This window comes from Komagataeibacter melomenusus (assembly GCF_013155395.1).
GTDB classification, from domain to species: domain Bacteria; phylum Pseudomonadota; class Alphaproteobacteria; order Acetobacterales; family Acetobacteraceae; genus Komagataeibacter; species Komagataeibacter melomenusus.
In genome coordinates, this window is the sequence record NZ_JABJWC010000016.1 from 16,596 (window position 1) to 43,244 (window position 26,649).

At 64.9% G+C, this 26,649-nt stretch carries 29 protein-coding genes and 1 tRNA gene; 16 read left to right on the forward strand and 14 right to left on the reverse strand.

What is annotated here, in order from left to right; translation table 11 throughout:
* Positions 1-10: 10 nt before the first annotated feature.
* Positions 11-991, reverse strand: a complete 981-nt coding sequence (rfaD, locus tag HNW77_RS08045) for an ADP-glyceromanno-heptose 6-epimerase (RefSeq protein WP_172156825.1) — start codon at positions 989-991, stop codon at positions 11-13.
* A 163-nt stretch (positions 992-1,154) separates the two neighbouring features.
* Between rfaD and HNW77_RS08050 the strand changes: the two genes are divergently transcribed.
* The 5 genes from HNW77_RS08050 to HNW77_RS08070 all read left to right on the forward strand — a co-directional run bounded on the left by HNW77_RS08050 (position 1,155) and on the right by HNW77_RS08070 (position 3,927).
* Positions 1,155-1,445, forward strand: a complete 291-nt coding sequence (locus HNW77_RS08050; RefSeq protein ID WP_172156731.1) for an accessory factor UbiK family protein — start codon at positions 1,155-1,157, stop codon at positions 1,443-1,445.
* Positions 1,446-1,594: 149 nt separating this feature from the next.
* Entirely contained in the window at positions 1,595-2,098 is a 504-nt protein-coding gene (locus HNW77_RS08055) for a type III secretion system chaperone family protein (RefSeq protein ID WP_172156733.1), read from the forward strand.
* Positions 2,098-2,934 (forward strand): pyrroline-5-carboxylate reductase, encoded by an 837-nt coding sequence (gene proC / locus HNW77_RS08060; protein ID WP_172156735.1) that lies wholly within the window; start codon positions 2,098-2,100, stop codon positions 2,932-2,934. The genes HNW77_RS08055 and proC overlap by 1 nt, the downstream gene beginning before the upstream one ends.
* A gap of 57 nt (positions 2,935-2,991) precedes the next feature.
* Entirely contained in the window at positions 2,992-3,630 is a 639-nt protein-coding gene (locus HNW77_RS08065) for a TetR family transcriptional regulator (RefSeq protein ID WP_172156737.1), read from the forward strand.
* 222 nt (positions 3,631-3,852) lie between these two features.
* Positions 3,853-3,927 (forward strand) — tRNA-Gln (locus tag HNW77_RS08070).
* Positions 3,928-4,063: 136 nt separating this feature from the next.
* Here HNW77_RS08070 and HNW77_RS08075 read toward each other — a convergent pair.
* Both HNW77_RS08075 and HNW77_RS08080 read right to left on the reverse strand, forming a co-directional pair.
* On the reverse strand, positions 4,064-5,095 hold the full coding sequence (locus HNW77_RS08075; RefSeq protein WP_172156739.1) for an alpha-E domain-containing protein: 1,032 nt from the start codon (positions 5,093-5,095) through the stop codon (positions 4,064-4,066).
* Positions 5,077-6,543 carry a circularly permuted type 2 ATP-grasp protein gene (locus tag HNW77_RS08080; protein WP_172156741.1) on the reverse strand — a complete coding sequence of 489 codons (1,467 nt, stop codon included), beginning with the start codon at positions 6,541-6,543 and terminating at the stop codon, positions 5,077-5,079. Before HNW77_RS08080 ends, HNW77_RS08075 begins: the two co-directional genes overlap by 19 nt.
* A gap of 45 nt (positions 6,544-6,588) precedes the next feature.
* Between HNW77_RS08080 and HNW77_RS08085 the strand changes: the two genes are divergently transcribed.
* Genes HNW77_RS08085 through HNW77_RS08095 form a run of 3 tightly spaced genes read left to right on the forward strand, consistent with a single transcriptional unit; the run spans position 6,589 to position 8,794 of the window.
* On the forward strand, positions 6,589-6,828 hold the full coding sequence (locus HNW77_RS08085; protein WP_172156695.1) for a hypothetical protein: 240 nt from the start codon (positions 6,589-6,591) through the stop codon (positions 6,826-6,828).
* Positions 6,825-7,736 carry a transglutaminase family protein gene (locus HNW77_RS08090; protein WP_172156743.1) on the forward strand — a complete coding sequence of 304 codons (912 nt, stop codon included), beginning with the start codon at positions 6,825-6,827 and terminating at the stop codon, positions 7,734-7,736. Before HNW77_RS08085 ends, HNW77_RS08090 begins: the two co-directional genes overlap by 4 nt.
* Positions 7,733-8,794 (forward strand): zinc-binding metallopeptidase family protein, encoded by a 1,062-nt coding sequence (locus HNW77_RS08095; RefSeq protein ID WP_172156745.1) that lies wholly within the window; start codon positions 7,733-7,735, stop codon positions 8,792-8,794. The genes HNW77_RS08090 and HNW77_RS08095 overlap by 4 nt, the downstream gene beginning before the upstream one ends.
* 27 nt (positions 8,795-8,821) lie before the next feature.
* Here the strand turns inward: HNW77_RS08095 and HNW77_RS08100 are convergent, their stop codons facing one another.
* Positions 8,822-9,760, reverse strand: coding sequence for a LysR family transcriptional regulator (locus tag HNW77_RS08100; protein WP_172156747.1), 939 nt, complete (start codon positions 9,758-9,760; stop codon positions 8,822-8,824).
* A 106-nt stretch (positions 9,761-9,866) separates the two neighbouring features.
* On the opposite strand from HNW77_RS08100, the gene HNW77_RS08105 reads away from it, so the two are divergent.
* Genes HNW77_RS08105 through HNW77_RS08115 form a run of 3 tightly spaced genes read left to right on the forward strand, consistent with a single transcriptional unit; the run spans position 9,867 to position 12,606 of the window.
* The gene (locus HNW77_RS08105) at positions 9,867-10,610 is read left to right on the forward strand and encodes a (Fe-S)-binding protein (RefSeq protein ID WP_172156749.1); all 744 of its coding nucleotides are present in this window, start codon (positions 9,867-9,869) and stop codon (positions 10,608-10,610) included.
* Positions 10,607-12,022, forward strand: a complete 1,416-nt coding sequence (locus tag HNW77_RS08110; protein WP_172156751.1) for a lactate utilization protein B — start codon at positions 10,607-10,609, stop codon at positions 12,020-12,022. Before HNW77_RS08105 ends, HNW77_RS08110 begins: the two co-directional genes overlap by 4 nt.
* Positions 12,019-12,606: a LutC/YkgG family protein gene (locus tag HNW77_RS08115; protein ID WP_172156753.1), complete on the forward strand. Its 588-nt coding sequence runs from the start codon at positions 12,019-12,021 to the stop codon at positions 12,604-12,606. The genes HNW77_RS08110 and HNW77_RS08115 overlap by 4 nt, the downstream gene beginning before the upstream one ends.
* Before the next feature lie 49 nt (positions 12,607-12,655).
* On the opposite strand, the gene HNW77_RS08120 is transcribed toward HNW77_RS08115, so the two are convergent.
* From HNW77_RS08120 to HNW77_RS08130, 3 genes are all read right to left on the reverse strand, one after another.
* Positions 12,656-12,925, reverse strand: coding sequence for an HU family DNA-binding protein (locus HNW77_RS08120; RefSeq protein ID WP_010514654.1), 270 nt, complete (start codon positions 12,923-12,925; stop codon positions 12,656-12,658).
* A 467-nt stretch (positions 12,926-13,392) separates the two neighbouring features.
* Positions 13,393-14,757, reverse strand: coding sequence for a calcium-binding protein (locus HNW77_RS08125; RefSeq protein ID WP_172156755.1), 1,365 nt, complete (start codon positions 14,755-14,757; stop codon positions 13,393-13,395).
* A gap of 148 nt (positions 14,758-14,905) precedes the next feature.
* On the reverse strand, positions 14,906-16,966 hold the full coding sequence (locus HNW77_RS08130; RefSeq protein WP_172156757.1) for an NAD(+) synthase: 2,061 nt from the start codon (positions 16,964-16,966) through the stop codon (positions 14,906-14,908).
* Positions 16,967-17,126: 160 nt separating this feature from the next.
* Between HNW77_RS08130 and HNW77_RS08135 the strand changes: the two genes are divergently transcribed.
* The gene (locus HNW77_RS08135) at positions 17,127-17,303 is read left to right on the forward strand and encodes a DUF1328 domain-containing protein (RefSeq protein ID WP_078526178.1); all 177 of its coding nucleotides are present in this window, start codon (positions 17,127-17,129) and stop codon (positions 17,301-17,303) included.
* Here the strand turns inward: HNW77_RS08135 and HNW77_RS08140 are convergent.
* The 7 genes from HNW77_RS08140 to HNW77_RS08170 form a co-directional block, all read right to left on the reverse strand.
* Positions 17,257-17,766 carry a disulfide bond formation protein B gene (locus tag HNW77_RS08140; protein WP_172156759.1) on the reverse strand — a complete coding sequence of 170 codons (510 nt, stop codon included), beginning with the start codon at positions 17,764-17,766 and terminating at the stop codon, positions 17,257-17,259. The genes HNW77_RS08135 and HNW77_RS08140 overlap by 47 nt on opposite strands.
* Before the next feature lie 6 nt (positions 17,767-17,772).
* Entirely contained in the window at positions 17,773-19,125 is a 1,353-nt protein-coding gene (locus tag HNW77_RS08145) for an alpha,alpha-trehalose-phosphate synthase (UDP-forming) (RefSeq protein WP_172156761.1), read from the reverse strand.
* Positions 19,113-19,868 carry a trehalose-phosphatase gene (otsB, locus tag HNW77_RS08150; protein ID WP_172156770.1) on the reverse strand — a complete coding sequence of 252 codons (756 nt, stop codon included), beginning with the start codon at positions 19,866-19,868 and terminating at the stop codon, positions 19,113-19,115. The genes HNW77_RS08145 and otsB overlap by 13 nt, the downstream gene beginning before the upstream one ends.
* Before the next feature lie 96 nt (positions 19,869-19,964).
* Positions 19,965-20,597, reverse strand: coding sequence for a DUF2155 domain-containing protein (locus HNW77_RS08155; protein WP_172156773.1), 633 nt, complete (start codon positions 20,595-20,597; stop codon positions 19,965-19,967).
* Positions 20,594-20,812 (reverse strand): hypothetical protein, encoded by a 219-nt coding sequence (locus HNW77_RS08160; protein ID WP_172156775.1) that lies wholly within the window; start codon positions 20,810-20,812, stop codon positions 20,594-20,596. The genes HNW77_RS08155 and HNW77_RS08160 overlap by 4 nt, the downstream gene beginning before the upstream one ends.
* Complete coding sequence (gene mlaD, locus HNW77_RS08165) at positions 20,809-21,342, reverse strand: outer membrane lipid asymmetry maintenance protein MlaD (protein WP_172156777.1); 534 nt, start codon at positions 21,340-21,342, stop codon at positions 20,809-20,811. Before mlaD ends, HNW77_RS08160 begins: the two co-directional genes overlap by 4 nt.
* Positions 21,343-21,401: 59 nt before the next feature.
* Positions 21,402-21,770 carry an NADH-ubiquinone oxidoreductase subunit NDUFA12 family protein gene (locus HNW77_RS08170; RefSeq protein ID WP_172156778.1) on the reverse strand — a complete coding sequence of 123 codons (369 nt, stop codon included), beginning with the start codon at positions 21,768-21,770 and terminating at the stop codon, positions 21,402-21,404.
* Positions 21,771-22,094: 324 nt separating this feature from the next.
* Between HNW77_RS08170 and HNW77_RS08175 the strand changes: the two genes are divergently transcribed.
* From HNW77_RS08175 to HNW77_RS08190, 4 genes are all read left to right on the forward strand, one after another.
* On the forward strand, positions 22,095-23,657 hold the full coding sequence (locus tag HNW77_RS08175; RefSeq protein WP_172156780.1) for a TSCPD domain-containing protein: 1,563 nt from the start codon (positions 22,095-22,097) through the stop codon (positions 23,655-23,657).
* A 43-nt stretch (positions 23,658-23,700) separates the two neighbouring features.
* Positions 23,701-24,168: a RidA family protein gene (locus tag HNW77_RS08180; RefSeq protein WP_172156782.1), complete on the forward strand. Its 468-nt coding sequence runs from the start codon at positions 23,701-23,703 to the stop codon at positions 24,166-24,168.
* A 79-nt stretch (positions 24,169-24,247) separates the two neighbouring features.
* Complete coding sequence (locus HNW77_RS08185) at positions 24,248-25,402, forward strand: GNAT family N-acetyltransferase (protein WP_172156784.1); 1,155 nt, start codon at positions 24,248-24,250, stop codon at positions 25,400-25,402.
* Between the two features lie 193 nt (positions 25,403-25,595).
* On the forward strand, positions 25,596-26,582 hold the full coding sequence (locus tag HNW77_RS08190; protein WP_172156786.1) for a zinc-dependent alcohol dehydrogenase family protein: 987 nt from the start codon (positions 25,596-25,598) through the stop codon (positions 26,580-26,582).
* Positions 26,583-26,649: the final 67 nt, after the last annotated feature.

Below are 26,649 nucleotides of genomic sequence, written 5' to 3' on the forward strand. Positions count from 1 at the left end.
CGGTCGATGCCTAGAGATAGGGATCGGGCGTGGCAAGGTAATCGTGCACGTAACGCCGCACACCGTCTTCCAGCGTGATGAAGGGGTGGCTGTAGCCCGCCGCCCGCAGCCTGCGCATGTCGGCACAGGTAAAGGACTGGTACTGCCCGCGCAGGGATTGCGGCATGTCGATGAACTCGATTTTGGGCGCAACCCCCGCCGCATCGCACACCGCATGCGCAAGGTCGGCATAGGTGCGCGCAATGCCGGTGCCGCAGTTGAACAGCCCGCACACATTCGTATGGTCAAGCAGCCACAGCATGACATTGACCACATCGCCCACCCAGATGAAGTCACGCGCCTGCGCGCCATCGGCCAGCCCCGGCACGTCGGAGCGGAACAGCGTGAGCGGGCCGCCGGCCCGCGCCTCGTCATACTTGACCTTGACCACCGAGATCATGCGCCCCTTGTGGTACTCGTTGGGGCCATAGACATTGAAGAACTTCAGCCCCGCCCATGACAGGCCCGACAATTCGCCACGCGCCAGCCGGTGCTGCAGGATCTGGTCGAACGCCTGCTTGGACCAGCCATACAGGTTGAGCGGGCTGAGCCGGTCCAGCCCCGCCGGGTCATCGCTGAACTGCTCGACCCTGTCGGCGGCCCCATAGGTCGCGGCCGATGAGGCATAGATGAAGCGCACGCCCTCATGCGCGCACCATTCCGCCAGCCGGCATGACAGGTCGACATTGGTGCGCCATACAAGATCGCCATCACTGGCCGTGGTCTCGCTGATCGCACCGAGATGCACCACCGCCGAGACATCGGGCCGGGTGGCCAGCCACCCCTCGAGCGCCTCGGGGGCCACGATCTGCATGGGAGCATGGTGGCGCAGGTTGCGCCATTTGCCAGCGCTGCCCAGCCAGTCCACCACCACCGTATCGACCCCGCGCGCGTGCAGGGCCTGCTGCATGCACGAGCCGATAAAGCCCGCGCCCCCCGTAATCACGATCACTGCTCCGCCCCCCGCTGCTGCCTGCACATTGATGGCCGCACCCGAAGGCCGCCACAATCGTGCGGATAGCCCTGAGGCGGCAATGTGTCTATAGTAACGGCTTTCCCCCTTCGCGCGGCAGCCCGGTTCTGGTGGTTGCGCGGAACGTCATGGAGTATCCACTATGTCCGACAGGCCCCGCATTCTTGATGACCTTGCCGGTGTGGCCGGCGGCGCGTTCTCGGCCCTTGCTGGCGTGCGCGAGGAAATCGGCGCCATGGTCCGTGCCCGCGTGGATGAAACACTCGGCAGCCTGAACCTCGTGCGCCGCGATGAATTTGAAGTGGTGCGCGAAGTCGCCACCCGCGCGCGCCTGGCACAGGGCGAGATGGAAAACCGCATCGCCCGCCTTGAAGAGCGCGTCTCCGACCTTGAAGCCAGCCTGACCGCCCCCACCCCGCATACCGGCGGCTGAACGAGGCTTGCAGCCAATGCCTGCGGGCCATAGTGTAACAGGACGGTCCGCGCCCTGATTCCCCGTAACAGGACACGGACCAGGTTGCAGAGACACGGAATCCGGCCTCATGCCCGGATCTCCTCCACGACGGCTTCGGGGAGTGCCACATGCCTGCTCTGACTCAGATCACCACCGCGCGTAATACGAACCCGCTCGACCAGATGGAACAGATCGTGGGCGGATACGACTGGAATTTCGAGCGCCGCAGCGATTCGGAAATGGCAGCCGAGGCACCGGGCAAATGGTGCGATTACGGCCTGTTCTTCTGCTGGTCGGAAGAGGTGAACGCCATGCACTTCACCTGCACGTTCGACCTCAAGGTGCCGCCCGAGCAGCGCCGCAACCTGTTTGAACTCGTGGCGCTGGCCAATGAGCGGCTGTGGATCGGCCATTTCGGCATGGATCTCGAGCACGGCACGCCGGTATTCCGCCATGCGGTGCTGCTGCGCGGCTCGCGCGGGGCCTCGATGGAAAGCCTTGAGGACATGATCGACATCGCGCTGACGGAATGCGAGCGATTCTACCCCGCCTTCCAGTTCGTGCTGTGGGGCGGCAGGAAGCCGGCCGAAGCCCTTGAGGCCGCCATGCTCGACTGCGCGGGGATGGCGTAATGGGCGAACTCCTTCCGCCCCTGCAGCTCATTGGCTGCGGCAAGATGGGGGGGGCCATGCTTGATGGCTGGCTGAAGGAGGGGCTCGCCCCCTCCTTCATCGTCGATCGCCATCGCGATTCGGTGCCGCCGCCGCATCAGCTCGTGCGCAGCCTTGACGCGGTGCCCGCCAGTTTCCGCCCCGGCATGATCGTGCTGGCCACCAAACCGCAGAAGGTGGATGCAGTGCTGCCCGCCCTGGCGCCCTTTGCCGCCCACGCCCCCGTTCTGTCCGTGCTCGCGGGCCGCACGGTGGAAAGCCTGAGCGCGGCACTGAACGCCTGCCTGCCCGCGGGCAGCCCGCCCCCTGCCGTGATCCGTGCCATGCCCAACACGCCCAGCGCCATCGGGCAGGGCATGACGGTGTGTTATGCCCCGCCACCCGCCACCCCGGCCGATCGCAGGCTGTGCGCGCGGCTGATGAGTGCCGTGGGCGAAGTGGCCTGGATCGAGCATGAAGACCAGATGGACATGGTCACCGCCATTTCAGGCAGTGGACCGGCCTATGTGTTCCTGCTTGCCGAACTGCTCGAGCAGGTGGGCATCGACCGCGGCCTGCCTGCCCCCCTCGCCCGCCAGATCGCGCGCCAGACGGTGGCAGGCTCCGGCGCGCTCATGCAGGCCAGCGGGCTTGATGCCGCCACCCTGCGCCAGAACGTGACCAGCCCCGGCGGCACCACGCAGCAGGCGCTTGCAGTGCTGATGGCGCCTGATGCCTGGCCCGCCACGCTTGATGCCGCCCTTGCCGCCGCCGCCCGGCGCGCGCGCGAACTGTCAGGCCCGCAGCCCGTTTCATGACCCAGCGGCAACCTGCGGCCCCCATTTCCATCCCCAACCCGGAAGATCAGACCCTCCATGGATAACGACCTGTTTGACGCCACCCTTCTCCGCTCCGTGCTGGAGCGTGCCGGCTCGCACGGATGGCGGCGCACCACGGTCGTTGATGCCGCGCGTGATGCCGGGCTGAGCCTCGAGACCGCGCGCAAGCGCTTTGCATGCAAGACCAAGCTGCTGTTCACGCTCGGCCGCCTAGCCGATGAATCGGCACTGGTGGAAGACGAAATGCAAGGCAGCGTGCGCGACAGACTGTTCGACATGCTCATGCGCCGGCTTGATGTATTCCAGCAATACCGCGAGGGCGTGCGCAGCGTGCTGCGCGCCCTGCCCACCGACCCCGCACTGGCCGTGCTGCTTGGTGGCGCCACGCTGGAAAGCATGAAGTGGATCGCCACCGCCGCGGGCGTGGACACAAACGGCCTGGCCGGGGCGCTGCGCCTGCAGGCGCTGGTGGGCGTATGGACCCTCACCCTGCGCACATGGGACCGCGATGACAGCGCCGATATGGGCCTGACCATGGCAGCCCTGGAGGAGGCGCTCAAACGCGCGGGCCGCTTTGTCTCCTTCGGGCCGGAAACCGACGGGTCCACGGTACCCACAGGCCATGGCCACGATACCGACCCGCTGGTGGACCTGCCGCTTGAGCCTTCAGCCTGACGTGTCAGGACGCTGTTGAAAATAACAGTCTGATAAAACAGAATAACAGTTTGGGGGTGCTGCCTCTTTCCAGAAAGGCAGCGTTCTTTTGAAGCTTTTTGCAAAAAGCTTCACCAAAAACTTTTTCTACATGGCGCGATGTTTCGGGAGCAGACTTTTCAAACCGCGCCTGAGATATTAGAACAGCATGACGTTACGCGAATCGCGCAGCGTATGGCCTGTTGGGGCGTAGCCAAGTGGTAAGGCAGCGGATTTTGATTCCGCCATGCGGAGGTTCGAACCCTCCCGCCCCAGCCAGTTTCCTTCCTGAAAAAAGAACATCCGGCATGTCCGGCCCAGACCGTGCGGGACCGTGAAGGGGCCGACTGCGCTAAAATAAACGTTTTGGGCTGCTGCCTTTTTAAAAAGGCAGCGTTCGTAGAAGCTTTTGCCCTTACCCGCCCCCCGCTGCCTGCAAGGCCACCGGGGGCCAGAACGCTCCCGCGATCTCGTTCTGGATCAGCCGCAATTCGCGCTGGATCCAGTCCATGTATTCATGCAGGCCGCGCAGGATGATGTCCTCCACCGTCTGTTCGGCCAGCGTCACGCGCAGTTCCTCCACCCGCTCCAGAATCGGCCCGCAATGGCGCAGCCGGTATTCCCCCGCCAGCGAGCCAAGCACGCTGTAGACACAGCGCAGGCTGGTGGAGAGCGAACGGGGAAACCCGTCATTCTTGAGCAGGAAACCCACGATATTGGCAGGCGTCATGCCCTCGGGCAGCACGCGGCGGAAGGCATGGTAGGCCGCAGCCGAGCGCAGCACCGATGTCCACTGGCTCAGGTCGATATCCGAGCCCACCCCTTCGCCACTGGGCAGCAGGGTGTGGTATTTGATGTCGATCAGCCGCGTGATCTGGTCGGCGCGCTCGAGGTTCTTGCCCAGCAGGTAGAACAGCCAGGCCTGGTCACGGTACAGCGTGCCCTCGGTAATGCCGAAATGCGTCTGGCATTCCTGCTTGAGGCGCGTGCACAGCGTGGACAGGTAACCTGCCCCCACATCATCAGGCCCGAGATCCATGGCCCAGCGGGTAAAGACGTTGAGGTGCATCCACATTTCGGTCGAGATCAGCGGGCGCAGCACGCGGGCATTCTCGCGCACGCACCGCGCCATGGACACGATTGAATCCGGATTATCAGGGTCAATGATGTAAAATTCGACCACGGTGCGCTCGGTCGCCACCTTGTGGCGCAGGAAGAATGTGTCTTCATCGGCATTGATGCGGATGATGCTGTCCCATCCCGCATCCATGTTGCTGGCATGCACCGATGTGCCCGTGACCTCGATCAGCCGGGCCATGTTCTCGATGCGCTCCATGTAGCGCGCCAGCCACATCGTGCTTTCCGCATAGCGCGAGAGCAGGTTGCGCAGGCCCGGCAGCACCGGGGTGGGAAAAACCGAAACCTGTGTCATGACGCCAGCACCCATGTATCCTTCGCCCCGCCACCCTGCGAGGAATTGACCACAAGCGACCCCTTGCGCAACGCCACCCGCGACAGGCCGCCGGGCAGCACCCATGTCTCGCGCCCGGTTACGGCAAAGGGGCGCAGGTCCACATGCCGCGCCTCGACACCTGCGGGGCACAGCGTGGGCGAGACCGACAGGCTGATGACAGGCTGGCTGATGTAATTGGCCGGGTCCGCGCGCAGCCTGCCGCGGAAGTCCTCCAGTTCGGCCTGGGTTGCATGCGGGCCGATCAGCAGGCCGTAGCCGCCGGATTCCCCCACCGGCTTGACCACAAGGTGCTCAAGATTGGCCAGCGTGTAGGCCAGCCCCTCGGGCTCGGCGCAGATATGCGTCTCCACATTGGTCAGGATCGGCTCTTCATCGAGATAGTAGCGAATGATGCGCGGCATGTAGGCATAGACCGCCTTGTCATCGGCCACCCCGGTGCCGATGGCATTGGCCAGCGTGACATTGCCGCGCCGGTAGGCATCGACCAGACCCGGCACGCCAAGCAGGCTGTCGGGGTTGAATACCTGCGGGTCGAGGAAGTCGTCATTGAGCCTGCGATAGATGGAATGCACCGGCCGCAGCCCGGCTACGGTGCGCATGTACACCCGCCCGTCCTCCACGGTCAGGTCGCGGCCTTCCACCAGCGGAATGCCCATCTCGCGCGCAAGGAACACATGCTCGAAATAGGCCGCGTTGTAGATGCCCGGCGAGAGCAGGACCACCTGCGGGTCATCCACGCCCGCAGGCGCCACCTCGGCCAATGCGCGGTGCAGGCGGGGGCCGTATTCATCGACCGGGCGCAGGTCCAGCCCGGTGGCGAGGTCGGGCATGAGGCGCAGCATCATCTGCCGGTCCTCGAGCACGTAGGATACGCCCGATGGCGTGCGCGCGTTATCCTCCAGCACCAGGAAGCGGCCATCGCGGTCGCGCACGAGATCGGTGCCGTTGATGTGCACGTACACCCCGCCGGGCACGTCCAGCCCGACCATGGCCTGGCAGTAATTGGCATTGCCCAGCACCAGTTGTGCGGGGATCACGCCATCGCGCAATATGCGCCGCTCGTGATAGATATCGTGCAGGAACAGGTTGATGGCCCGCACGCGCTGCTGCACGCCGCGCTCGACATGATCCCACTCGGGTGCTGTCAGCACGCGGGGAATGACATCGAACGGCAGCACGCGGTCGATCGCCTCGCGGTCGGAATAGACGGTAAAGGTGATGCCCAGGCGGTAGAACTGCGCCTCGACGGCGGCGGCGCGGCGGCGAAGCTCGGCCAGGTCGAAGCGGGCCAGCCGGTCGCGCACCTGTTGCAGCCCCGGGGGCGGGATGTCCTTGCGGTTGAGCAGTTCACAGAAAAAATCCGGGACATCATACGTCGCGAACAGCCCGGCGGCCTGTGCCGCCATCTTCATGTCACTCATGCCCTGCCTCCGCTTGCGGGGAGAAGGATCAGGCGTGAAGGAATCATGTCCACCCACCTGCTGTTTCATTTCGATCCGTTACTAGCGGAGCAAGAAAATCACCTCTTGCCAAGAACGAATCTGCATTCCCTTCCCTTTCAGCCCAAAATGCCGGAAAAATACGATATTGCTGCCACCGCCAATCCTGATACCGTGGGGATGGCATACATAACCATGTCCGAACCGTACCATCGCCGGGATCACGATGGCAGGCCGAACAGTTTACCGAGGCTCAGGATTACATGAACGCGCGTGCCATGCTGGTCCACCACACACGCTACCGCTACGACCGGCCTGTCCACCTCGGCCCGCAGACCATCCGCCTGCACCCCCTGCCCGGCTGCGCCAGCGTGCTCGCGCACGGGCTGGAGATCAGCCCTGCCCCCAGCACGCAGGCATGGTGCCATGACCCGTTTGGCAACCGCGTCGCCCGCGTCACGTTTGATGAGCGTGTCACGCATTTCGATATTACCGTCCACCTCACCACCGACCAGACGCCCACCATGCCGTGCGCCCTGGCCATCGCACCGGCCGCCCGGACCTGGACGGCGCAGAGCGTGGATGCCAGCCCGTCGCTTGTGGCATACCGCCAGCCCGCCCCAACCGATGCGCCCACCACGCCCACCCCCCGGCTGGACGCGCTGGTGGAAGAATGGCGCGCGCGCCTGCCCTGCCCCACGGCCGGGCTGCTCATGGACCTGACGCGCGCCATCGCGACCGACATCACCTACCGCATCCGCCCCGAGGCCGGGGTGTGGTCGCCCGAGGAAACGCTGCGCCACGGCGCGGGGTCATGCCGCGACACCGCGTGGCTGCTCATTGCCGTCCTGCGCCGCCTGGGCTTTGCCGCGCGTTTCGTGTCGGGCTACCTGTTCCAGCCCGAGCGCGATCAGCCCGGGCAGATGGGCTGCGAACTGCATGCCTGGACGCAGGTTCACGTGCCCGGCGCCGGATGGGTGGGGCTGGACACGACATCGGGCCTGCGCGCGGCACAGGGGCATGTGGCGCTGGCCGTAGCCCCGCGCCCGCAGCAGGCCGCCCCCGTAAGCGGGCTGCTTGACCAGTGCAAGGCGACCTTCGAGGCGACGATGCAGACCACCGTGCTGCCGCCCCACGCCACATGCGGAACGCTGCGGTCGAGCCTGTCTTCATGAAGCTGTTTTTCTGCCAGTCGTGCCAGCAGATCCTGTTTTTCGAGAATACGGCCTGCGAGCGCTGTGGCCACACGCTGGGCTACCTGCCCGAGCAGACCGAACTCAGCGCGCTCGATGCGCTCGGCGGCGATCTGTGGAAGCCCCTCGCCGCCCCCGATCAGGCACGCGCGCTGTGCGCCAACAATGCCCATAGCGCGTGCAACTGGCTGGCGCCGCCAGGGCAGGCCTACTGCATCGCATGCAGTTTCAACCGCACCATTCCCAACCTGTCGGTGCCCGGCAATATCGAGCGGTGGCAGAAGCTGGAGATAGCCAAGCACCGGCTGTTCTACACCCTGCTGCGCCTGGACCTGCCGCTGCGCAACCGCAGGCAGGACCCCGAGGGCGGGCTCGCCTTCGATTTTCTCGACAGCCTGCCCGATGGCACGCCTGCCATGACCGGGCACATGAATGGCATCATCACCATCGCCATCCACGAGGCCGATGATGCCCAGCGCGAACGCCTGCGGCTGGAAATGGGGGAATATTACCGTACCCTGCTCGGCCATTTCCGCCATGAGATCGGCCATTACTACTGGAACCTGCTCATCCGCGATGCAGGCCCCGAACGCCAGGCCGCCTGCCGCGCGGTGTTTGGCGATGACCGGCGCGACTACGCCGAAAGCCTGCGTGCCTATTACGCCACGGGCACCACCACCGCATGGCGGGGGCGGTATGTCAGCCAGTATGCCACCTCCCACCCGTGGGAGGACTTTGCCGAGACATGGGCGCATTACCTGCACATCATCTCGACGCTGGAGACCGCCTGGGCCTATGGCATGTCGCTTGACGCACGCGGCGCGCAGGCCCCGCCGCTACGCGCCAGCGTCACGCGCGACCCCTACACCGAGATGACCTTCGAGGAGATCACGCAGGGCTGGCTGCCGCTGACCTATGCCGTCAACAGCCTCAACCGCTCCATGGGGCTGCCGGATTTCTACCCCTTCGTGCTCACGCCCGAGATCCTGCGCAAGCTTGCCTTCATTCACGACCTGATCCGCGAGAGCCGCGTGGGGTAGCCAGCCGGGTCGCCCCAGGAACGTCCGTCATTCCCCCTCAGCCTCACCCAGCGCGATGACCTGCGCCCCGGCATGCATGTCGCGGCAGCATGCCCGCAGGGTCGAGATGAAATTGGACAGCAGCGGCACATGCTGGCCCGCGCGCATGGCAATGGCCAGTTCCGCGCGCGGCGCCTTGGCGCCGAGCGAATGATAGGTCACGCCGCCGGAATGGATCTGGCGCAGCGAGCGCGGCACGACCGAAACCCCGAGCCCCGCCGCAACCAGCGGCACGGTCGAGGCGATCTGCGGAGCCTGCTGGCCCATGCGCGGCGTAAAACCCGCATTGTGGCAGGCGGACAGGATGGCATCGTGAAAGCCCGGCCCCAGTTCCCGCGGAAAGATGATGAAGGGTTCATCAGCCAGCATCTCGAGTTCCAGATGCGGATGGACGGCAAGCGGGTGCCCCTTGGGCAGGGCCACGACCGTTTCCTCCTCCAGCAGCGGTGAGACCAGCAGCCCCGCCCCATCAGGCACCGGCGGGCGCACGATGGCGATGTCGATCGCGCGGTCATGCAGCGCCTTGCGCAGGGCGGGGGTGTTGCTTTCCTCAAGGTAGATGGTCACATCGGGCCATACTTCACGAAAGCGGCGCACGGTCAGCGGAATCATGGGCAGCAGCGAGACCGCGCCTGCCAGCCCCACGCGGATATGCCCCTTCTCGCCGCGCGCCAGCCCCGTGGCGGTCGCGATGAACTGCTGCTGCATGCCCAGAAGCGCGCGGGCCTGGTCAAGCAGCACAAGACCGATATCGGTCAGCTTGACGCCGCGCGTCAGGCGCTGGAACAGCAGCACGCCAAGTTCGTTTTCCAGTTGCTTGATCTGCTGGCTCAGAGGGGGCTGTTCCATGCCTAGCTGCTCTGCAGCGCGCGTGAAGCTTCCGTTCTCGGCAACCGCCACGAAATATCGTAAATGCCTTAAATCCATATTCCATATAAATTATATATGGGAATCTTCTTCAATATATATTTGACGAAATAACATGCCATGCGCCACGTTTCGCGCCAACCGTGCTGAGGATGAGTATCCCCTGATGAAAATTGGCCTGTTCATTCCGTGTTATATCGACGCATTCTATCCCGATGCCGGGATCGCCACGCTGGAACTGCTGGAAAAACTGGGGCAGGATGTCGAATATCCGCTGGACCAGACCTGCTGCGGCCAGCCCATGGGCAACTCCGGCTGCAACTCGGATGCCGCGGCGGCAGAAGCGCTGTTCGTGCGCAACTTTGCCAAATACGACAAGATCGTCATGCCATCCGGCAGTTGCACGCACCATGTACGTGACAACTTCGATGCGATTCCCCAGACGGATGAAGTCCGCCACGTGCGTGAAAACACCTACGAGCTGGTGGAATTCCTGCACGATATCCTGAAGGTCGATGCCTTCCCCTGGGCCGAGTTCAACCACACCGTGGGCCTGCACAATAGCTGCGGCACGCTGCGCGCGCTGCGCACGGCCAGCATGTCCGAACTGGGCGAGAAACCCTTCTCCAAGCCGATGGACCTGCTGAGCAAGGTCAAGGGCATCCGCTTTGTCACCCCCAAGAGGCCGGATGAATGCTGCGGATTCGGCGGCACCTTCTCGGTCACGGAAGAGGCGGTGTCCGCCAAGATGGGCGTGGACAAGGTGCGCGACCACCACCAGGCGGGTGCGGAATACATCGTCTCGGCCGATTCATCGTGCATCATGCACCAGCAGGGCTGCGCCGAGCGCGCGGGCGTGCCGATCCGCTTCATTCACATTGCGCAGATCCTCAACGGAGCATCCCAATGAGCGACAAGCCGGTCAATCACGCCAGGGCGGCGGAGCACTTCATCGAGGATACGCCCCACCTGCAGTTCCATGATGAACGCCTGTGGGACATGCGCCAGAAGCGTGATGCCCAGATGCACATCCTGCCCGAGTGGCAGGAACTGCGCGAGGAAGCCTCGCGCATCAAGGAACACACGCTCTCGCGCCTGCCCGAATACCTTGAGCAGTTCGAGGCCAACGCCAAGAAGAACGGCATTCACGTGCACTGGGCGCGCGACGGGGCGGAGCACAACCGCATCGTGGGCGAGATCCTCAAGGCCCATAACGCGCGCAACCTGATCAAGAGCAAGTCCATGGTCACCGAAGAGTGTGACATGCGGCCCTATCTTGCCAAACAGGGCGTGACGGTCACCGAGACCGACCTTGGCGAGCGCATCCAGCAGCTTGATGACCAGCTACCCAGCCACATCGTGGTGCCGGCGGTGCACAAGCTGACCGCCGACGTGGCGAAGATCTTTGCCAAGGACTACCACACCGACCCCGACATCCGCGATCCGCACCTGCTGGCCGAGGCCCAGCGCCAGGCCGCCCGCCCCGTGATCCTGCATGCCGATGCGGGCATGACCGGCGGCAACTTCGTGGTGGCGGAAACCGGCACCTTCGTGGTCTGCACCAATGAAGGCAATGCTGACCTGAGTGCGACGGTGCCCAACCTGCACATCGCGACAATCGGCATCGAGCGCCTCGTGCCGCGCATGGCGGATATGGGCGTGTTCATCCGCCTGCTCTCGCGCAGCGCGCTCGGCTCGCCCATCACGCAGTACACCACCCATTTCCGCGGCCCGCAGAAGGGTGGCGAGATGCATGTGGTGCTGGTTGACAACGGGCGTTCCGCCCGCCTGGGCATGGAAGATTTCTGGACCTCACTCAAATGCATCCGCTGCGGCGCATGCATGAACACCTGCCCGGTCTATCGCCGCTCGGGCGGGCTGTCCTATGGGGCGGTGTATTCCGGCCCGATCGGCGCGATCATCGACCCCACCTTCAACGAGCGCAAATACAGCACCCTGCCCTATGCCTCCACGCTCAATGGCAGTTGCACCAATGTCTGCCCGGTCAAGATCAACATCCACGAACAGCTTTACAAATGGCGCCGCGTGCTGGTGCAGCACCATGAGATGCCGTTCGTCAAGCGCGAGATCATGCACATGGCGGGCAAGCTGATGGGCCAGCCCAAGATGTACCGCGCCGCCATCAAGGCCACCGAGGTCTCGCTCAGCACCATGCCGCGCTTCGTGCTCTATAACTGGCTCAACCCGTGGGGCAAGCACCGCGAAAACCCGCATCCGGTCAAGCAGACCTTCAATGACTGGTATCGCAAGAACCGCGAGACCGCAGCCAAGCCCGCTGCCGCACCGGAGACCAAGAAATGAGCACCGCACGCGACGAAATCCTCCAGGCGCTGCGGGCCAACAGCCCCACGCCGGAAAACCATCCGCTGCCGCCGGTGGCCACCCTTGGCGACCTTGATGCCAGCCGCGAGCGCTTCATCACCAGCCTCAGGATCCTGGGCGGTGACGTGCTGGAGCCGCTTGAGGGTGAAACGCTGGACCAGGCCATCGTGCGCCGCCACCCTGATGCCAAGGTGATCTGCTCCAACGTGCCCGAAGCAAAAGGCACGCTGCCGGTCGAGAAGGTAAAGACCCCGCAGGATGCCGCCACCATTGACGTAACCGTGGTGCGCGCGCCCTTCGGCATTGCGGAGATGGGCTCGATCTTCCTGAGCGAGGCGCAACTGCCCATCAACTCGTTTGCCCATCTGGGCCAGCATATCGTGGTGCTGCTTGCAGCCGATCAGCTGACGGCCAACATGCACACCGCTTATCAGGAGCGGCCCGAGTTCAAGACCGCCAATTACGGCGTGCTGATGAGCGGCCCCTCCGCCACGGCGGATATTCAGGGCGTGCTGATCCGTGGCGCGCAGGGCGTTCGCACGCTTTCGGTCTGGTTTACCTGAATGCAGAACGGCTCCTTCCTTGCCGGAAGGGGCCGGACATAAAGTAAGCTCAGACCGCCTTTTTCAGGTTCGGGCTGGCCTTGAAGCGCACGGTCTTGCCAGCCTTGACCTTGACTGGCTCGCCCGTGCGCGGGTTAAGCGCCTTGCGAGCCTTGGTCTTCTTGACCGTAAACGTGCCAAAAGACGGCAGGGTAAAACCACCCTCGCGCTTCAGTTCCTTGACAATGGCCGCAATCAGGTCAGATGCGGCCTGATTGGCCGCGACGCCAGTGCAATCGATCGAATCCTGAATGACGGCTGCAATGAAGGCCTTACTCATCGGAACTGCCTGCTCCTTCCGGGCTGGAAATGAATTTCGTAAATATACTGCACCCGTCTTGAAAACAGGCCAGTTGCCCCACCGGGCCGGACGGTCGCGGCTTGTAACCTGATGATTGAGGTTAGACCAGCAATTTTTTGTTATCACATGAAAATTATCGCTGATATGTGCTGCAATAACCGGCTGGACCCATAAAAGGGCTGTGCTGGCCACCGATATATTGCACCATGAAAACTTCATATCGATCAGGCATCATTATGCGTTTGCGTAAAAGCAACGCATTGATAAAAAACGATAAAAACGTATGGAAATTTTCTTTTTTTAAAAAAATCCGTGTTGTCCGAAGCTTTTTGAAAAAAACTTCGTCAAAAAACTTCCTTTAATTTCCCAGGCTCTCATCGACTGGCTTTTATAGCCATCATCACGGCCCGCACAGGCTGGTTGGGGGGCGATTCCGCCCCCCGGTGTCAGCTTTTGAAATTCTGCGCCTTGAGGTCGGTCACACCCACGAACGTAATCTGGGTCTGGTCATCGAGGCTGATGGTGGTATTGCCCCCGCTAATGGTGGCCTGGTCAAGCATCGCCTGGATGGAAGCCGGAGTCGCATCATACCCGGACAGAAGAACGGTGTTCCCGGCTGACTTGCCAAAATCCTGAATGATATCAGTGCCACCATCCCGGCCCTTGATGAACTCGAATTCGGTCGCGCCAGTGCCGCCCACAAGCGTGTCGTTACCCGTGCCACCCACAAGCGTATCGTTGCCGCTGCCTGCCACGGCATAGACCGCGCCTGCCGTCCCGCCATCGAGCGTTTCGTTGCCGCTACCGGCATAATAGGTGGTCGTGCCGCTGGTGGCGGCCGTCAGGTCCACTCCGGCCGCGCCGAAAATGGTGGCGTTGCTGCCCGTTATGGTATCGGCCACGGGTGTCGCCGTGCTCGCGCTGATGAAGGTCAGGGTGGCGGACCCGCTGGCCGCAATCGTGTCCTGCGTGCCACCCGATACCGTCAGCCCGCTGTCAGCATTGATCGTGCTGTCACTCAGGTCTTGCACAAACAGCGCGGAGCCGCCGTTTATGGTGTCAAACACACCACCATTGATGGTGACGACCGCATTGTTCGAGTTACCGTTGAAAAAACTTACGCTATCCACGGTATTGACCGTGTCGTACGCGGTATCCTGCACCACCACGCCATTGTACACATCGAGCGTGCTACCCGTGCCTTCAAACTGCGTGGCATCATCGCTGCCCGCCGTGCCGGGGGCGGTCCAGTTGCCGGTTACGGTGGGAGTGCTGCCATAGGCATAGATGGTGTCCGTGCCACCCATGGTATGGATGACATCCTTGCCCGTTCCGCTGAGGAAGAACGTGTCACCTGCAGCGGCGTAGTAATTCACGTCGCCTGATCCGCCAACGTAGGCCACCGTGCCTGCATCGCCATCCATCACATTGGTCGTGCCGGACCCGCCGCGGATGTTGACCGACTGGTCCAGCCCGCTGCCTGTCGTGCTGCCGATCTCGATCGTGCTGGCCGTGGCATTATAGGTGCCCTGTCCGGCCAGCGTCTCGATACTGCCGCCCGAATCCTGCTTGAGTGCCCCGTCAATGGCCACCACACCCACGGCCTGGGCCGCCAGCAGCGCGCCCCATGCCGGGTTACTGCCGTCCCCTTCCAGCGCGGAGATCTCGGACTGGGGGATCCCTTCATGCCCGGCATTCAGGCCGTTCTGTATTTCCTGCGCCGTGTCCAGCAGGCCCTGCATCAGTGTCGTCGTGTCCTGGTTAAGCCCCAGCGTGAGGCCGGTGGCACCGGCTACGGTCACGTATCCCATTCATTGCGTTCCTTGTCTCACGGCGGCAGGAACCGACCTCGCCGCAGATGATGAACTGCCCGCGCCCGGTCAGGGCGGAGAAAGCATTCTTTCAGGACCGTCTTTGTCAGGAATGGGTTAAGAAATTCGGAATCAAGATTGATCTGGATCAATCTCGTGGCACGCGCCGCTCCAGTTCTTCCAGCCACAGCCGGGCATTGCCATCCGATGGCGCGCGCCAGTCCCCGCGCGGCGACAGCGCGCCACCGGCCACCACCTTCGGCCCGTTGGGCATGGCCGAGCGCTTGAACTGGCTGAAGCCAAAGAAACGGTTAAGGAATACCCCCAGCCAGTGGCGTATTTCCGCCAGGGCATAAGCCCGCCTGCCCTCGGCGGGAAAGCCGGGAGGCCAGTCCCCGCCTGCTGCATCACCCCAGGCATGCAGCGCCATGAACGCGATCCTGGAGGGGCGGAACCCATAGCGCAGCACATGGAACAGGGTAAAATCCTGCAACGCATAGGGTCCGATCAGCGATTCCGTGCTCTGCACCGCCTGTGTTGCGGTCGCGGGCACCAGTTCTGGCGAGATCTCGGTGCGCAGGATGGCGTCGAGCACCGTGCAGGTGCGCGCCTGTTCGCGCCCGCTGGCCATGACCCAGCGGATCAGGTGCTGGATCAGGGTCTTGGGCAGCCCGGCATTGACGTTGTAATGCGCCATCTGGTCGCCCACGCCATAGGTGCACCACCCCAGCGCCAGTTCCGACAGGTCGCCCGTGCCGATTACGATCCCGCCTGTCTGGTTGGCCAGCCGGAACAGGAAATCGGTCCGCAGGCCCGCCTGCACGTTCTCGAATGTCACGTCATACACAGGCTCACCCGCGGCAAAGGGGTGGCCCATCTGCTCGAGCATGAGGCGGGCTGCGGGGCGGATGTCGATCTCGCGCGCCTGCACGCCAAGGGCGGCCATGAGTTCATGCGCGTTGTCGCGCGTGGCCCCCGTGGTGCCAAAACCGGGCATGGTGTAGCCCAGCACCGCCTGCCGCCCCAGCCCGCATTCCTCCGCAGCACGGGCGGCGACGAGCAGCGCATGGGTGGAATCCAGCCCCCCCGATACGCCAATGACCAGCGTCTTGGCGCGCGAGGCCAGCAGGCGGCGCTTGAGGGCGGTGACCTGAATGGTAAACGCCTCGTAGCAGTCCTGATCGAGCAGGGCCGGGTCACTGGGCACGAAGGGAAAGCGCGCAATATCGCGCCGCAGCCCCAGATCGGTCTCTGGCGGGGTGATGGACAGGTCGATATGCCGCCACCCGCCCGCCGTGCTCTGGGCGCGGTTATCGGCAAAGGTGCCCATGCGCAGGCGTTCCTGGCGCAGCAGGTCAAGGTCCACATCGGCCATGAGCGTGACCTGCCCCGAGGGAAAACGCGCGCTTTGGGCCAGTGTCACGCCATTTTCAAAAATCGAGGTCTGACCGTCCCATGCCACGTCGGTGGTGGATTCGCCCTCGCCCGCCGCCGCATAGACATAGGCGCACAGGCAGCGCGCCGAATGCGACTGGCACAGCAGCGTGCGCGTGCGCGCCTTGCCCACCGTGATGTTGCTGGCGGAAAGATTGGCAATGACCGTGGCCCCGGCCAGGGCGGCATCAACACCCGGCGGGTGCGGCACCCACATGTCCTCGCAGATCTCGGCGGCCACGACCAGCCCCTGCACCGCAGGCGCATGGAACAGAAGGTCGGTGCCAAACGGCACGGCCGTGCCGCCAAGCATGACCATGCCACCGCGCAGGCCCGCGCCCGGCGTGAACTGCCGCGCCTCGTAAAATTCGCGGTAATTGGGCAGGTAGGATTTGGGCACCACGCCCACCACGCGCCCGTCATGCAGGGCGATGGCGCAGTTATACAGCGCATCGCCTACCGCCAGCGGCGCGCCGACAAGCACCAGCGGCAGCAGGCCCGCCGTCTGCCCGGCCAGCCAGCCAATTGCCTCGCGCACGCCATCGAGCAGCACATCCTGCTGGCGCAGGTCATCAATGGCATAGCCCGACAGGCCAAGCTCGGGGAACACCGCCAACACGGCTCCCCCTTCGTGGCAGGCCGTGATGGCATGGTGCGTGCGGCGGGCATTTTCCATCGGGTCGGCCAGGGCCACGGGCAGCGTGCAGGCTGCGAGCCGGGCAAAGCCGTGGTTATACAGGCTGTAAAAACCTGCCGTATCCGTGCCGTCTTTCATGGGGTGCCTCCCGCCTGTTCTACGCAAAACCCCGCTCGGGTCGGGACCGCGCCGGGGCCAAAATAACGTATTGCGATGAACCCGTCGCCCTCTGGCGCATTGTTAGAGGGCGGATGTCATGCCCGCGTCTGTCACAACATCGATCGGAAGGAACCGGATCATGGACCTGTTACGCTGGACCATCACATTCCTTGTTCTCGCCCTGATCGCCGCGGTTTTTGGCTTCGGCGGCATTTCGGACACATTTGCCTATTTCGGCAAGGTGCTCTTCTTCATCTTCATCGTGCTGTTCATCCTTGGATTGTTTTTCGGCCGCGGCCGCGGAACTTCGCCCTGATCCGTAACCCCTGGCGCACGACAGGGATCAGCGCCAGCGCGTAGAGCCCGCCCATCGCCGCCATGGAGAGCGGCACGCCGGGCACAAGATAGGTTGCCGCATCGCACGGCTTGGCCGGGCGGCGCGGCATGGACGCCAGACGCTGCGCGAAACTGCCGCCATGGAACGTGGGCGCACGGCATTCGGGCAGCGGGCTGGGCCACCATCCCTGCTCCACGCCCACATGCAACCCGCCAAGGCCTGCCGCCACCAGCAGCACCGGCATGCACAGCCACAGCGCGCCACGCGCCGCATCACGCGGCAGCACGAGGCCCAGCAGCCCCAGCCCCGCCAGCACCCGATAGGGCCAGCGCTCCCACAAACACAGGCCACAGGGCACGTGGCCCAGCATGGATTCACTCCACCAGGCCACGCCAAGGGCGGCGCACCCGGCCAGTACCATCAATAAAGCGGTTGAACGCATGGGCGGTTACGATCGCCCCGCAACGGGCGCCGCATCAAGTGCGCGCAGGAAATCCGCTGCCCAGCTGATGGCCGTGGTGCTGCTGACTTCCTGCTCCAGCGCCTGCCAGCGCGTGCGCCGCTCCGCCAGCCCCATGGTCAGGGCAGCGTGCAGGGCATCGGCAATCTCGTCCGGGTCATAGGGGTTGACCAGAATGCCCTCATCCATTTCCGGCGCGGCACCGGCAAAATGCGACAGAATCAGCACGCCCGGATTGGCCGGATTCTGGGCTGCCACGTATTCCTTGGCCACGAGGTTCATGCCATCGCGCAACGGCGTGATCAGGGCGGCTTCGGCGCGGCGGTAGAACCCGGCCAGCACCTCACGCGCCAGCGGGCGGGTGATGTAGCGGATCGGCGTCCAGTCAAATTCGGAATAGGCGCCGTTGATCCGCCCGGTCAGTTCATCAAGCTGGCGGCGCAACTGGCGGTATTCCTCCACGCTGCCACGCGAGATGGGGGCGACCTGCAGGAAGGTGACCTTGCCGCGATGCTCGGGGTAGCGCGCCAGCAGCGCCTCATAGCCGCGAAAGCGCTCGGGCAGGCCCTTGGAATAATCCAGCCGGTCCACGCCCAGTACCAGCTTGGCGCCGCGCAGGCTGCCTTCAAGCCGCTCGACCTCCGGGCCTTTCATGCTCTTTTCGGCCTGTGCGCGGAACTCATCGGGGTCGATGCCGATGGGAAAAGCCTGCCCGCGTGCTGCAAGCCCGTTGGCCTGAAGGGAGTGGTTGAGGTTCTCGGCATCCTCGGGCGTCTGCACGCCAATCAGGTCGTAGCTCTGCATATCCTCAAGCAGCAGGTCCGCGCCGGGCAGCGAGCGCACGAGGCTCCATGGCGGGAACGGAATATGCAGGAAGAAGCCGATGCGGCACTTCACCCCAAGGTCACGCAACGCCTGCCCGAGCGGGAACAGGTGGTAGTCATGCACCCAGATCGTGTCATCCGGCTTGAGCAGGGGCAGCAACGTGCGGGCAAACATGGCGTTGACCGCAAGATACGTTTTCCAGTCCGTGCGGGAATAGTTCATCAGTCCGACACGGTAATGGAACAGCGGCCACAGGATGCCGTTGGAGAAATTCTGGTAGAACCCCTCATATTGCAGCGGGGTCAGGTCAATGGTGGCGTAGGTGACGTTATCGACCCTGTCGAGCCGGGGCACCGGGTCGCCGCCATGCAGTTGCACCTGCTTGCCCGACCAGCCAAACCACAGCGATTCCCCCTCGCGCAGCGCATCTTTCAGCCCCACCGCCAGCCCGCCGGCAGGCTGGCTGCGCTCACGCGGGGAAGGCACGCGGTTGGATACGATAATCAGCCGCCCCATGCGCCATCACCCCCCTGTGCCAACCGGGCCAGCCATGCACGGAAGGCTGCCGGATCAGGGAAATCATCAGGAATGCGAAAGCCCACGCCACCCAGGCTGACCGCCGCGCGCATGCCATCCTCATCGGTCACGTCATCCCCCACGAAGATGGGGAGCCGCCCCGCAAACGGCGCGCTCTGCATCAGGGCTTCAACCGCATGCCCCTTGTCGATGCCAGCGGGGCGGATTTCCCACGCCATCTTGGCGGCCTGCACGTGGAATGCGCCGTTCGTGGCGCCAACCCATTCATCCGCGATCCGGCCCAGCGCCGGGCCGGCATCGGGCGCGCCGCGATAATGCAGCACCAGCCCCGCCTTCTTGTGTTCGATCCGCACGCCGGGATGGGTCGCGGCCAGTTTCTCCGCCTCCTCCATCCATGCCCCGGGCACCGGCGGCAATGCGGCCCGCTCGATGGGCTGGCCCGGCGCATGGCGGATGGCGATGCCATGCTCGCCCGCCACGGCATAGGGCACATCAGGCAGGAAATGGTCGATCTGCTCGATGGGGCGGCCCGAGATGACCGCAAGCGCATTGCCGCATTTCTCGCGCAGGCGGCGCAGGGTATCGCGCAGACCGGGTGCCACGACCACGGATTCGGGCGTGGGCGCGATATCCACCAGCGTGCCGTCAAAATCCAGAAGGAAGGCCGCCCGCGCGGGAGACGGCAGCCGATCGAGCGAAGGGGAGGAGGGTGTCTTGCTCATGGTGGGTCTAGCCTCTGGCAAAGCTGGAGAATACGCAAGCCCACAAGGGTGCTGGACAGGGCTGCAGCATTTATACGACACAAATTAAATTATTTTCTAATGCAGCATGAGGGGGGCAGCCCCCTCATCGGCAGGCTCGGGCGGCGGGGTGGGCAATGGCGGTGAGGGCGGCTGCGGCGCGACCGGGGGGGCCACGGGCGCGGCACCCGTGCCACCGGCTGCCGGCGGCGCGGGCTGGCCATCGGGCAAGGCTGCGGCAGGGGCCACGGGTGCGGCCTCCGTGGGGACGGTCGCCGCGGCTAGTGGCGGCGGGGTGGGGGCGATAGCATCCCCCGCGCAACCGGCCAGTTGCACATCATAAAGCGGGTTCTGGAACACGCCGGTCGCGGGCTCGGCCACCGCCATCCAGCCCTGGAAGGCGGGCATGCCCTCATGCGCGTCATGCACGTCGAGCCACGCGGCGCTATCGGCCGGCAGGGTGGCGGGGCGCTGCAGGCATGACGTGGCGTGCAGGGTCAGGCTTTTATAGGGCACGTCCTGGCCCATGGGCACGTTGAGCAGTTCGGTATGGGCATCGAGCTTGTCGAGCACGCGCACCACCGCCACCGTGCGGCCCTGCCACGTATCGGGCGGGTACATGGCGGGGGGGGCCAGCCATTCGGTGGCACGGGCAAGACCGGGCAGGCCAGCAAGCAGCAGGGCGGGCAGGCAGCAGAGCACGCGCCTCATGCGCGGGGGCTCCGTAGGGTGTTGACCACCTCGATCAGGATCTGGCGCATGGCCGCCTCATCCACGCCCATCAGCACGGCATCCTCGAACGCATCTTGCAAGATACCCTGCACTTCCTGATAATTTTCCTGCAACACCAGCAGCTTGTCGCGGCAGGAGACCGGCGTGCCATCGCGCTGGGGCCACATGGCGGGCGGGGCGTGCTCGCCGCTCATGGCGCATCTCCACCCGGCGCGGGGGCCGCCGCATTGGCCTTGTCCTGCCGGGCCTTGGTCAGCGTATCGGTTACCGAGAAAATGAATTTGCTGAGGAGCTGCTCGAGGCTGATCGCGCCCTGGGTCTCGCCAATCGTGCTGCCGGGGGCGAGCATCTTGTCATCGCCCCCGGGTGAGAGGGCGATGTATTTGCCGCCCAGCAGGCTGTCGCTGGTAATGATGGCCGCCGTATCATCGGGCAGCTTGATGTCGGGGCGCACGGTAAAGGTCACCTGCGCGCCATAAGTTTTGGGATTGACGCGCTCATCGACCACCTGCCCCACCGTAATGCCCGCAAGCCTGACATCCGAGCCGATGGACAGGCCATCGATATGGGTGAACGCGGCATTGAGCCGGTAGCCGGTTTCATGCGGGCGGCCCTTGTCGAGCACGGCATAGGCCAGCAGCCCCGCAAGCCCCGCCAGCACGGCAAAACCGGCAATAAGTTCCGCTGGCTGACGGCCCGCGCGCCCTGAAACAGCAGCAACCATGGTGGCAAAGCTTCCCCAATATCCAATGGCGCGCACCCTAGCAGGTTACGCCACGGGTTTCATCCCTCGGGGTACCATGCCTCATAATCACTGGTGGTTGAAGCCCGCTGGCCGCCGCGGCAGTCGCTGCCCGGCGGGTGGTAGGCGGCCGCCGTTCCGGTCTGGTTGGGCTGCCAGGGCTGCTGCCACGGCTGGCGCGCGCTTTCGGGCAGGGGGGCGGCCTCCATGTGGTGCAGCCAGCCCCACCATTCGGGCGGCACGGCGGATGCGTCCTCGCCCCTGTGGTAAATGACCCAGCGCTCATGGCGCTTTTCCCCGCCGCCGGTGCGGTTGGGGGTGCGGGCCTCATAATAACAGCGGCCATCGGCATCCTTGCCGACCAGCCGCCCCCTGAAGCGGGTATAGATGCGGGTGCCTAGATTTGCCATGCCGCAAGCCTAATCCGCCCGCGGCCGCCCGGTCCACGCGCATCTGCGCGCAGGCCCGTCACATCTGCGGGATCGGCGCGGGGCGGGCGTTGCGGCGGCCTGGAAAACGGCGACTGCCGGAAATTCCTGTCCATAAAGCGCGCAGGGCGACCGCCTCACGCCGCGGTGATGGCCGTGCGCGGGCGCATTGCACAGTTATCCCCCATATCCACTGTATCCAGTGCCATGTATAGTTGCGACTCCGTTGTAAGCGGGTTCCGCTGGCGTGCAGCCGCCCGGTAAACATAAAGCATGACAGCACGAAGCCACTGGAACGGCGTGCGTATGCGTACCGTTGAAGCCGCAGCGGACCCAGACGACGCGCCGCGTTCCGTAACCCTGCCCGCCGACTGGGATGACACGGCAGCCGAGGCCGTGGCCCGGCTGGCCCCCGGCCATGGCCCCGCCAACCTGCCCGAACTCGCGGCACGATGGATCGATGACCTGTGCGCTGGCGAGGTGTCCGGCCCGGTCATTGGCCCGGTCGCGCGCGCGCTGTCGTGCCTGCTGCTCATGCGCCAGGCCGCACCGGGCGAGAGCCTGTGGCATGGCCACCATGACCGCAGGCCGGCCTTCGTGATCAACCTTGCCGCCTTTGTCGAGGCCGATAACAGCTTCATGGCGCGCGACTTCGTGGCGGCCCTGCGCCTGCTCGCCCGCGTGCTGCGCACCCTGGCACACCAGAAGCTGCACATGCGCAATGGCGAACTGCCCCTGCCCGAGCCCGAAGGCGCAGCGGTGGCCCACCTGCGCGCCGTGGCCCTGCCCCCTGCTGGCGAAAGCCATGAGCGCCCCACGGTTGCGGGCGCGCTGCTGCTGACCAACCTCGATGCCTGCCTGGCCGGGCTGGGGCTTGATTATGACAGCGAGGCCGGGCGCGACGCGGCATGCAGCATTGTAGCCCTTGCCACCCTCGTGGCCCATGCGGGCGAAGGGGCGGATGCCATGCCGCTGCCCCCCGTGCGCAGCATCCTGCCCGGCGTGAGCCAGATCGCGCGCAGCGTGTGGCAGGAGGCCGCAGTCGAGACCGACCAGCCCGCAGCCCGCGTCGAGACCGGCTTTTCCGCCCCCGGCCCCATCGATGCGCTGCTGGGCGTGGAAGCCTGCGGGCTGGCCCCCGTCTTTTCCCCGCTGCGGCCTGACGGGCGGCTGGCCATGAGCACGCTGGCCCGCCTGGCCAGCCGGGGCCTGACGCTGGAGGCCGCCTTTGCCGCAACCCTTGCAGGCGAGAGCGTGCTGCCCCTGCCGGGTGCGGCATCCCATCAGGCCATGCACCGCGCGCTCAGTGGCTTTGTCGATCGCGTGCCCGCACGCCCCGATGCCACGCGTGACACGCTGGCCACCCGCGCCGGGCTGGAGCGCGGGGTGCGCCGCCACCTGCCCGCCCGCCACGGCGGCTTTACGCAGAAGACCCGCATCGGCGGCCACCGCCTGTTCCTGCGCACGGGGGAATATGCCGATGGCTCGCTGGGCGAGATCAGCCTCACGCCCACGCGTGAAAGCCCGATGGTGCGCGGCCTGATGGATACGCTGGGTCAGGCCGTGAGCATTGGCCTGCAATACGGCGCGCCGCTGGAAAGCTACGTGGAAGCCTTTGCCTATACCCAGTTCGGCCCTGCTGGCACGGTAGAGGGCGACCCGGTTGCATCCTACGCCACATCCATGCTCGACTACGCCTTCCGCGCCCTGTCAGATGCCTATCTGGGCCGCAGGCTACCCGATGCCCCGCATGAGGACGCACTGGCCGAAAGCCCCGCCCCCATGCTGCCGCTCGACCTGCCCGGCTCCGGCAATGACGATGGCGATGACACGCCCCCCCGGCGGCGCGGGCTGCGGCTGGTCGGATAACCCGGCCCCACGCCCCGCCACCTGAATGTAAGGATTGTTGCCCATGCCCGATACAACACCCGAACAGCGCCTCAAGCAGCTTGGCATCGTGCTGCCCACGCCTGCCGCCCCGGTGGCCAATTACGTGGGCACCGTCATCAGCGGGTCCACGCTGGTGGTGTCCGGCCAGTTGCCGCTGGTTGATGGCAAGCTGCTGACCACCGGCAAGCTTGGCGGCACCGTAGCTGTGGAACTGGCGGTGGAAGCCGCGCGCTACAGCATGATCAACGTGATCGCACAGGTGAAGGCCGCCGTGGGCGATCTTTCACGCGTCAGGCGCGTGGTGCGGCTGGGCGGGTTCATTGCCTGCACGCCCGACTTCACGCAGCATGCCGCTGTCATGAACGGGGCCTCCGACCTGGCGGTGGCCGTGTTTGGCGATGCGGGCCGCCATGCCCGCTCGACCGTGGGCGTGCCCTCGCTGCCGCTCGACTCCGCCGTCGAGGTCGAGGGCCTGTTCGAAATCGGGTGATGTAACCACCACGCACAAACATGAGGGAGCCAGTCATGACCGCACCGCCCCGCACAGCCTGCACCCCGGCGCAGGCATCATGACCGGCACCACCATGACCCTGCACCGCCGGATTGCCGAAATTCCGACGGCGCAGTGGGATGGCTGCGCGGGCGATGAAAACCCGTTTGTCAGCCACGCCTTCCTCTCGGCCCTTGAAGACAGCGGCTCCACCGGCCCGCAGACCGGCTGGATGCCCCAGCACCTGGCCCTGCGTGATGCCGAAGGGGCACTGCTGGCGGTCGCCCCGCTTTATGCCAAGGGTCATTCCTTTGGCGAATACGTGTTCGACCACGCCTGGGCGCGTGCCTTCGAGCAGGCGGGCGGGCAGTACTACCCCAAACTGCAGGTGGCCGTGCCGTTCTCGCCCGTGCCGGGGCCGCGCCTGCTCGTTCACCCCACCGCTCCCGATGCCGACAGCCTGCGCCTGCTGGCGGGCCGCGCGCTGCGGCAGGCCTGTGGGGAAATGTCTCTTTCCTCCGTGCATGTCACCTTCTGCTCCGCGCATGAATATGAACTGCTGGGCGAAGGCGGCTGGTTGCAGCGCCTTGGCGTGCAGTACCATTGGGATAACCAGAACTACACCAGCTTCGATGATTTTCTGGGCATGCTCGCCTCACGCAAGCGCAAGGCCATAAGGCGCGAGCGGCGCGATGCCAATGCCTGCGGGCTGAGCTTCCACACCTATCGCGGCGCGGAGATTACGAAGGCGCTGTGGCAGGATTTCTACCATTTCTACCTCTCCACCGTGGACCGCAAATGGGGCAGCGCCTACCTGCAGCCCGCCTTCTTCCCGCTCCTGTCCGAACGGCTGGGCGATAAGGTCGTGCTGATGGTTGCAAGGCAGGACGGCGTGCCGGTGGCAGGGGCGCTGAACCTGATGGGGCGCGATACGCTGTACGGCCGCAACTGGGGGCGGCGTGAAGGCGAGTGGCCGTTCCTGCATTTCGAGCTGTGCTATTACCGCGCCATCGACTTTGCCATAGCCCACGGGCTGAAACGGGTGGAAGCGGGCGCCCAGGGCGAGCACAAGCTGCAACGCGGCTACCGCCCCTGCCTGACCCATTCCGCCCACTGGATCAGCCACCCCGGCCTGCGCGAGGCCGTGGCCGAATTCCTGCAACACGAGCGCGCGGCCATACGGGCCGAACTGCCCGCTCTTGATGCCATGACGCCTTACCGGACAGAAGAATAGGCCCGGAACCGGTTCAAAAGCTTCAGGGAACACCGCCTGGTTGAAAAAAAGGCGGCACCGGAAACTTCTGTTTTTTTGAAGCCGAACAGCGCGATGATGCAGGTCATGCCGCAGGGGCCACGGCCATGCTAGAGTGCGCATCATGGCACCCGCGGCCAGCAGGCCGCCCCTGTACCGCCAAAGGAGCGCCACCATGTACGCAATGCGACTGCTCGCCCCCCATACCCCCCTGCAATGGACCGAACTGCCCGACCCGCAGCCGGGGCCGGGGCAGGTCCGCGTAACCGTAGGGGCCTGTGGCGTGTGCCGCACCGACCTGCATGTGGTCGATGCCGACCTGCCCTTCCCCGGTCATGCACTGACCCCCGGCCACGAGATCGTGGGGCGGATCGACGCCATTGGCCCGAATGTGGAAGGGCTGCACATGGGCCAGCGCGTGGGCATTCCGTGGCTTGGCCATACCTGCGGCTGCTGCCACTACTGCCAGACCGACCACGAGAACCTGTGCGACCACCCGCTGTTCACCGGCTACACGCGTGATGGCGGCTATGCCACCAAGGCGGTGGCAGATGCGCATTTCACCTTCCCCCTGCCTGATGGCGATGACGACGTGGCCGTGGCGCCGCTGCTCTGCGCGGGGCTGATCGGCTGGCGCTCGCTGGTCATGGCAGGCACGGACGCACGCAGCATCGGGCTGTATGGCTTTGGGGCGGCCGCCCACATCATTGCGCAGGTGGCGGCGTGGCAGGGCCGCAAGGTCTATGCCTTTACCCGCCCCGGTGACACAAAGACGCAGGAATTCGCCCGCTCGCTCGGCTGCGTGTGGGCCGGTGGCTCGGATGAAGCCCCGCCCGAGCAGCTTGACGCCACCATCATCTTCGCCCCCGTGGGCGCACTCGTGCCCGCAGCGCTCAAGGCGGTGCACAAGGCAGGCCGCGTGGTCTGCGCGGGCATCCACATGAGCGAGATCCCGGCCTTTTCGTATGACCTGCTGTGGGAGGAACGCCAGATCATGTCGGTGGCCAACCTGACGCGGCAGGACGGGATCGACTTCCTTGAACGCGTGCCGCGCGTGGGTATCCGCACCACCACAACGCCGTATGCGCTCAAGGACGCCAACAAGGCGCTTGATGACCTGCGTCATGGCCGCTTTGAAGGCGCCGCCGTGCTGGTGCCCTGAAAAACCTGGAAAAGTTTCTGGTGAAGCTTTTTTCAAACGCTTCCAAAGCACCGCGCCTCATGCGCCA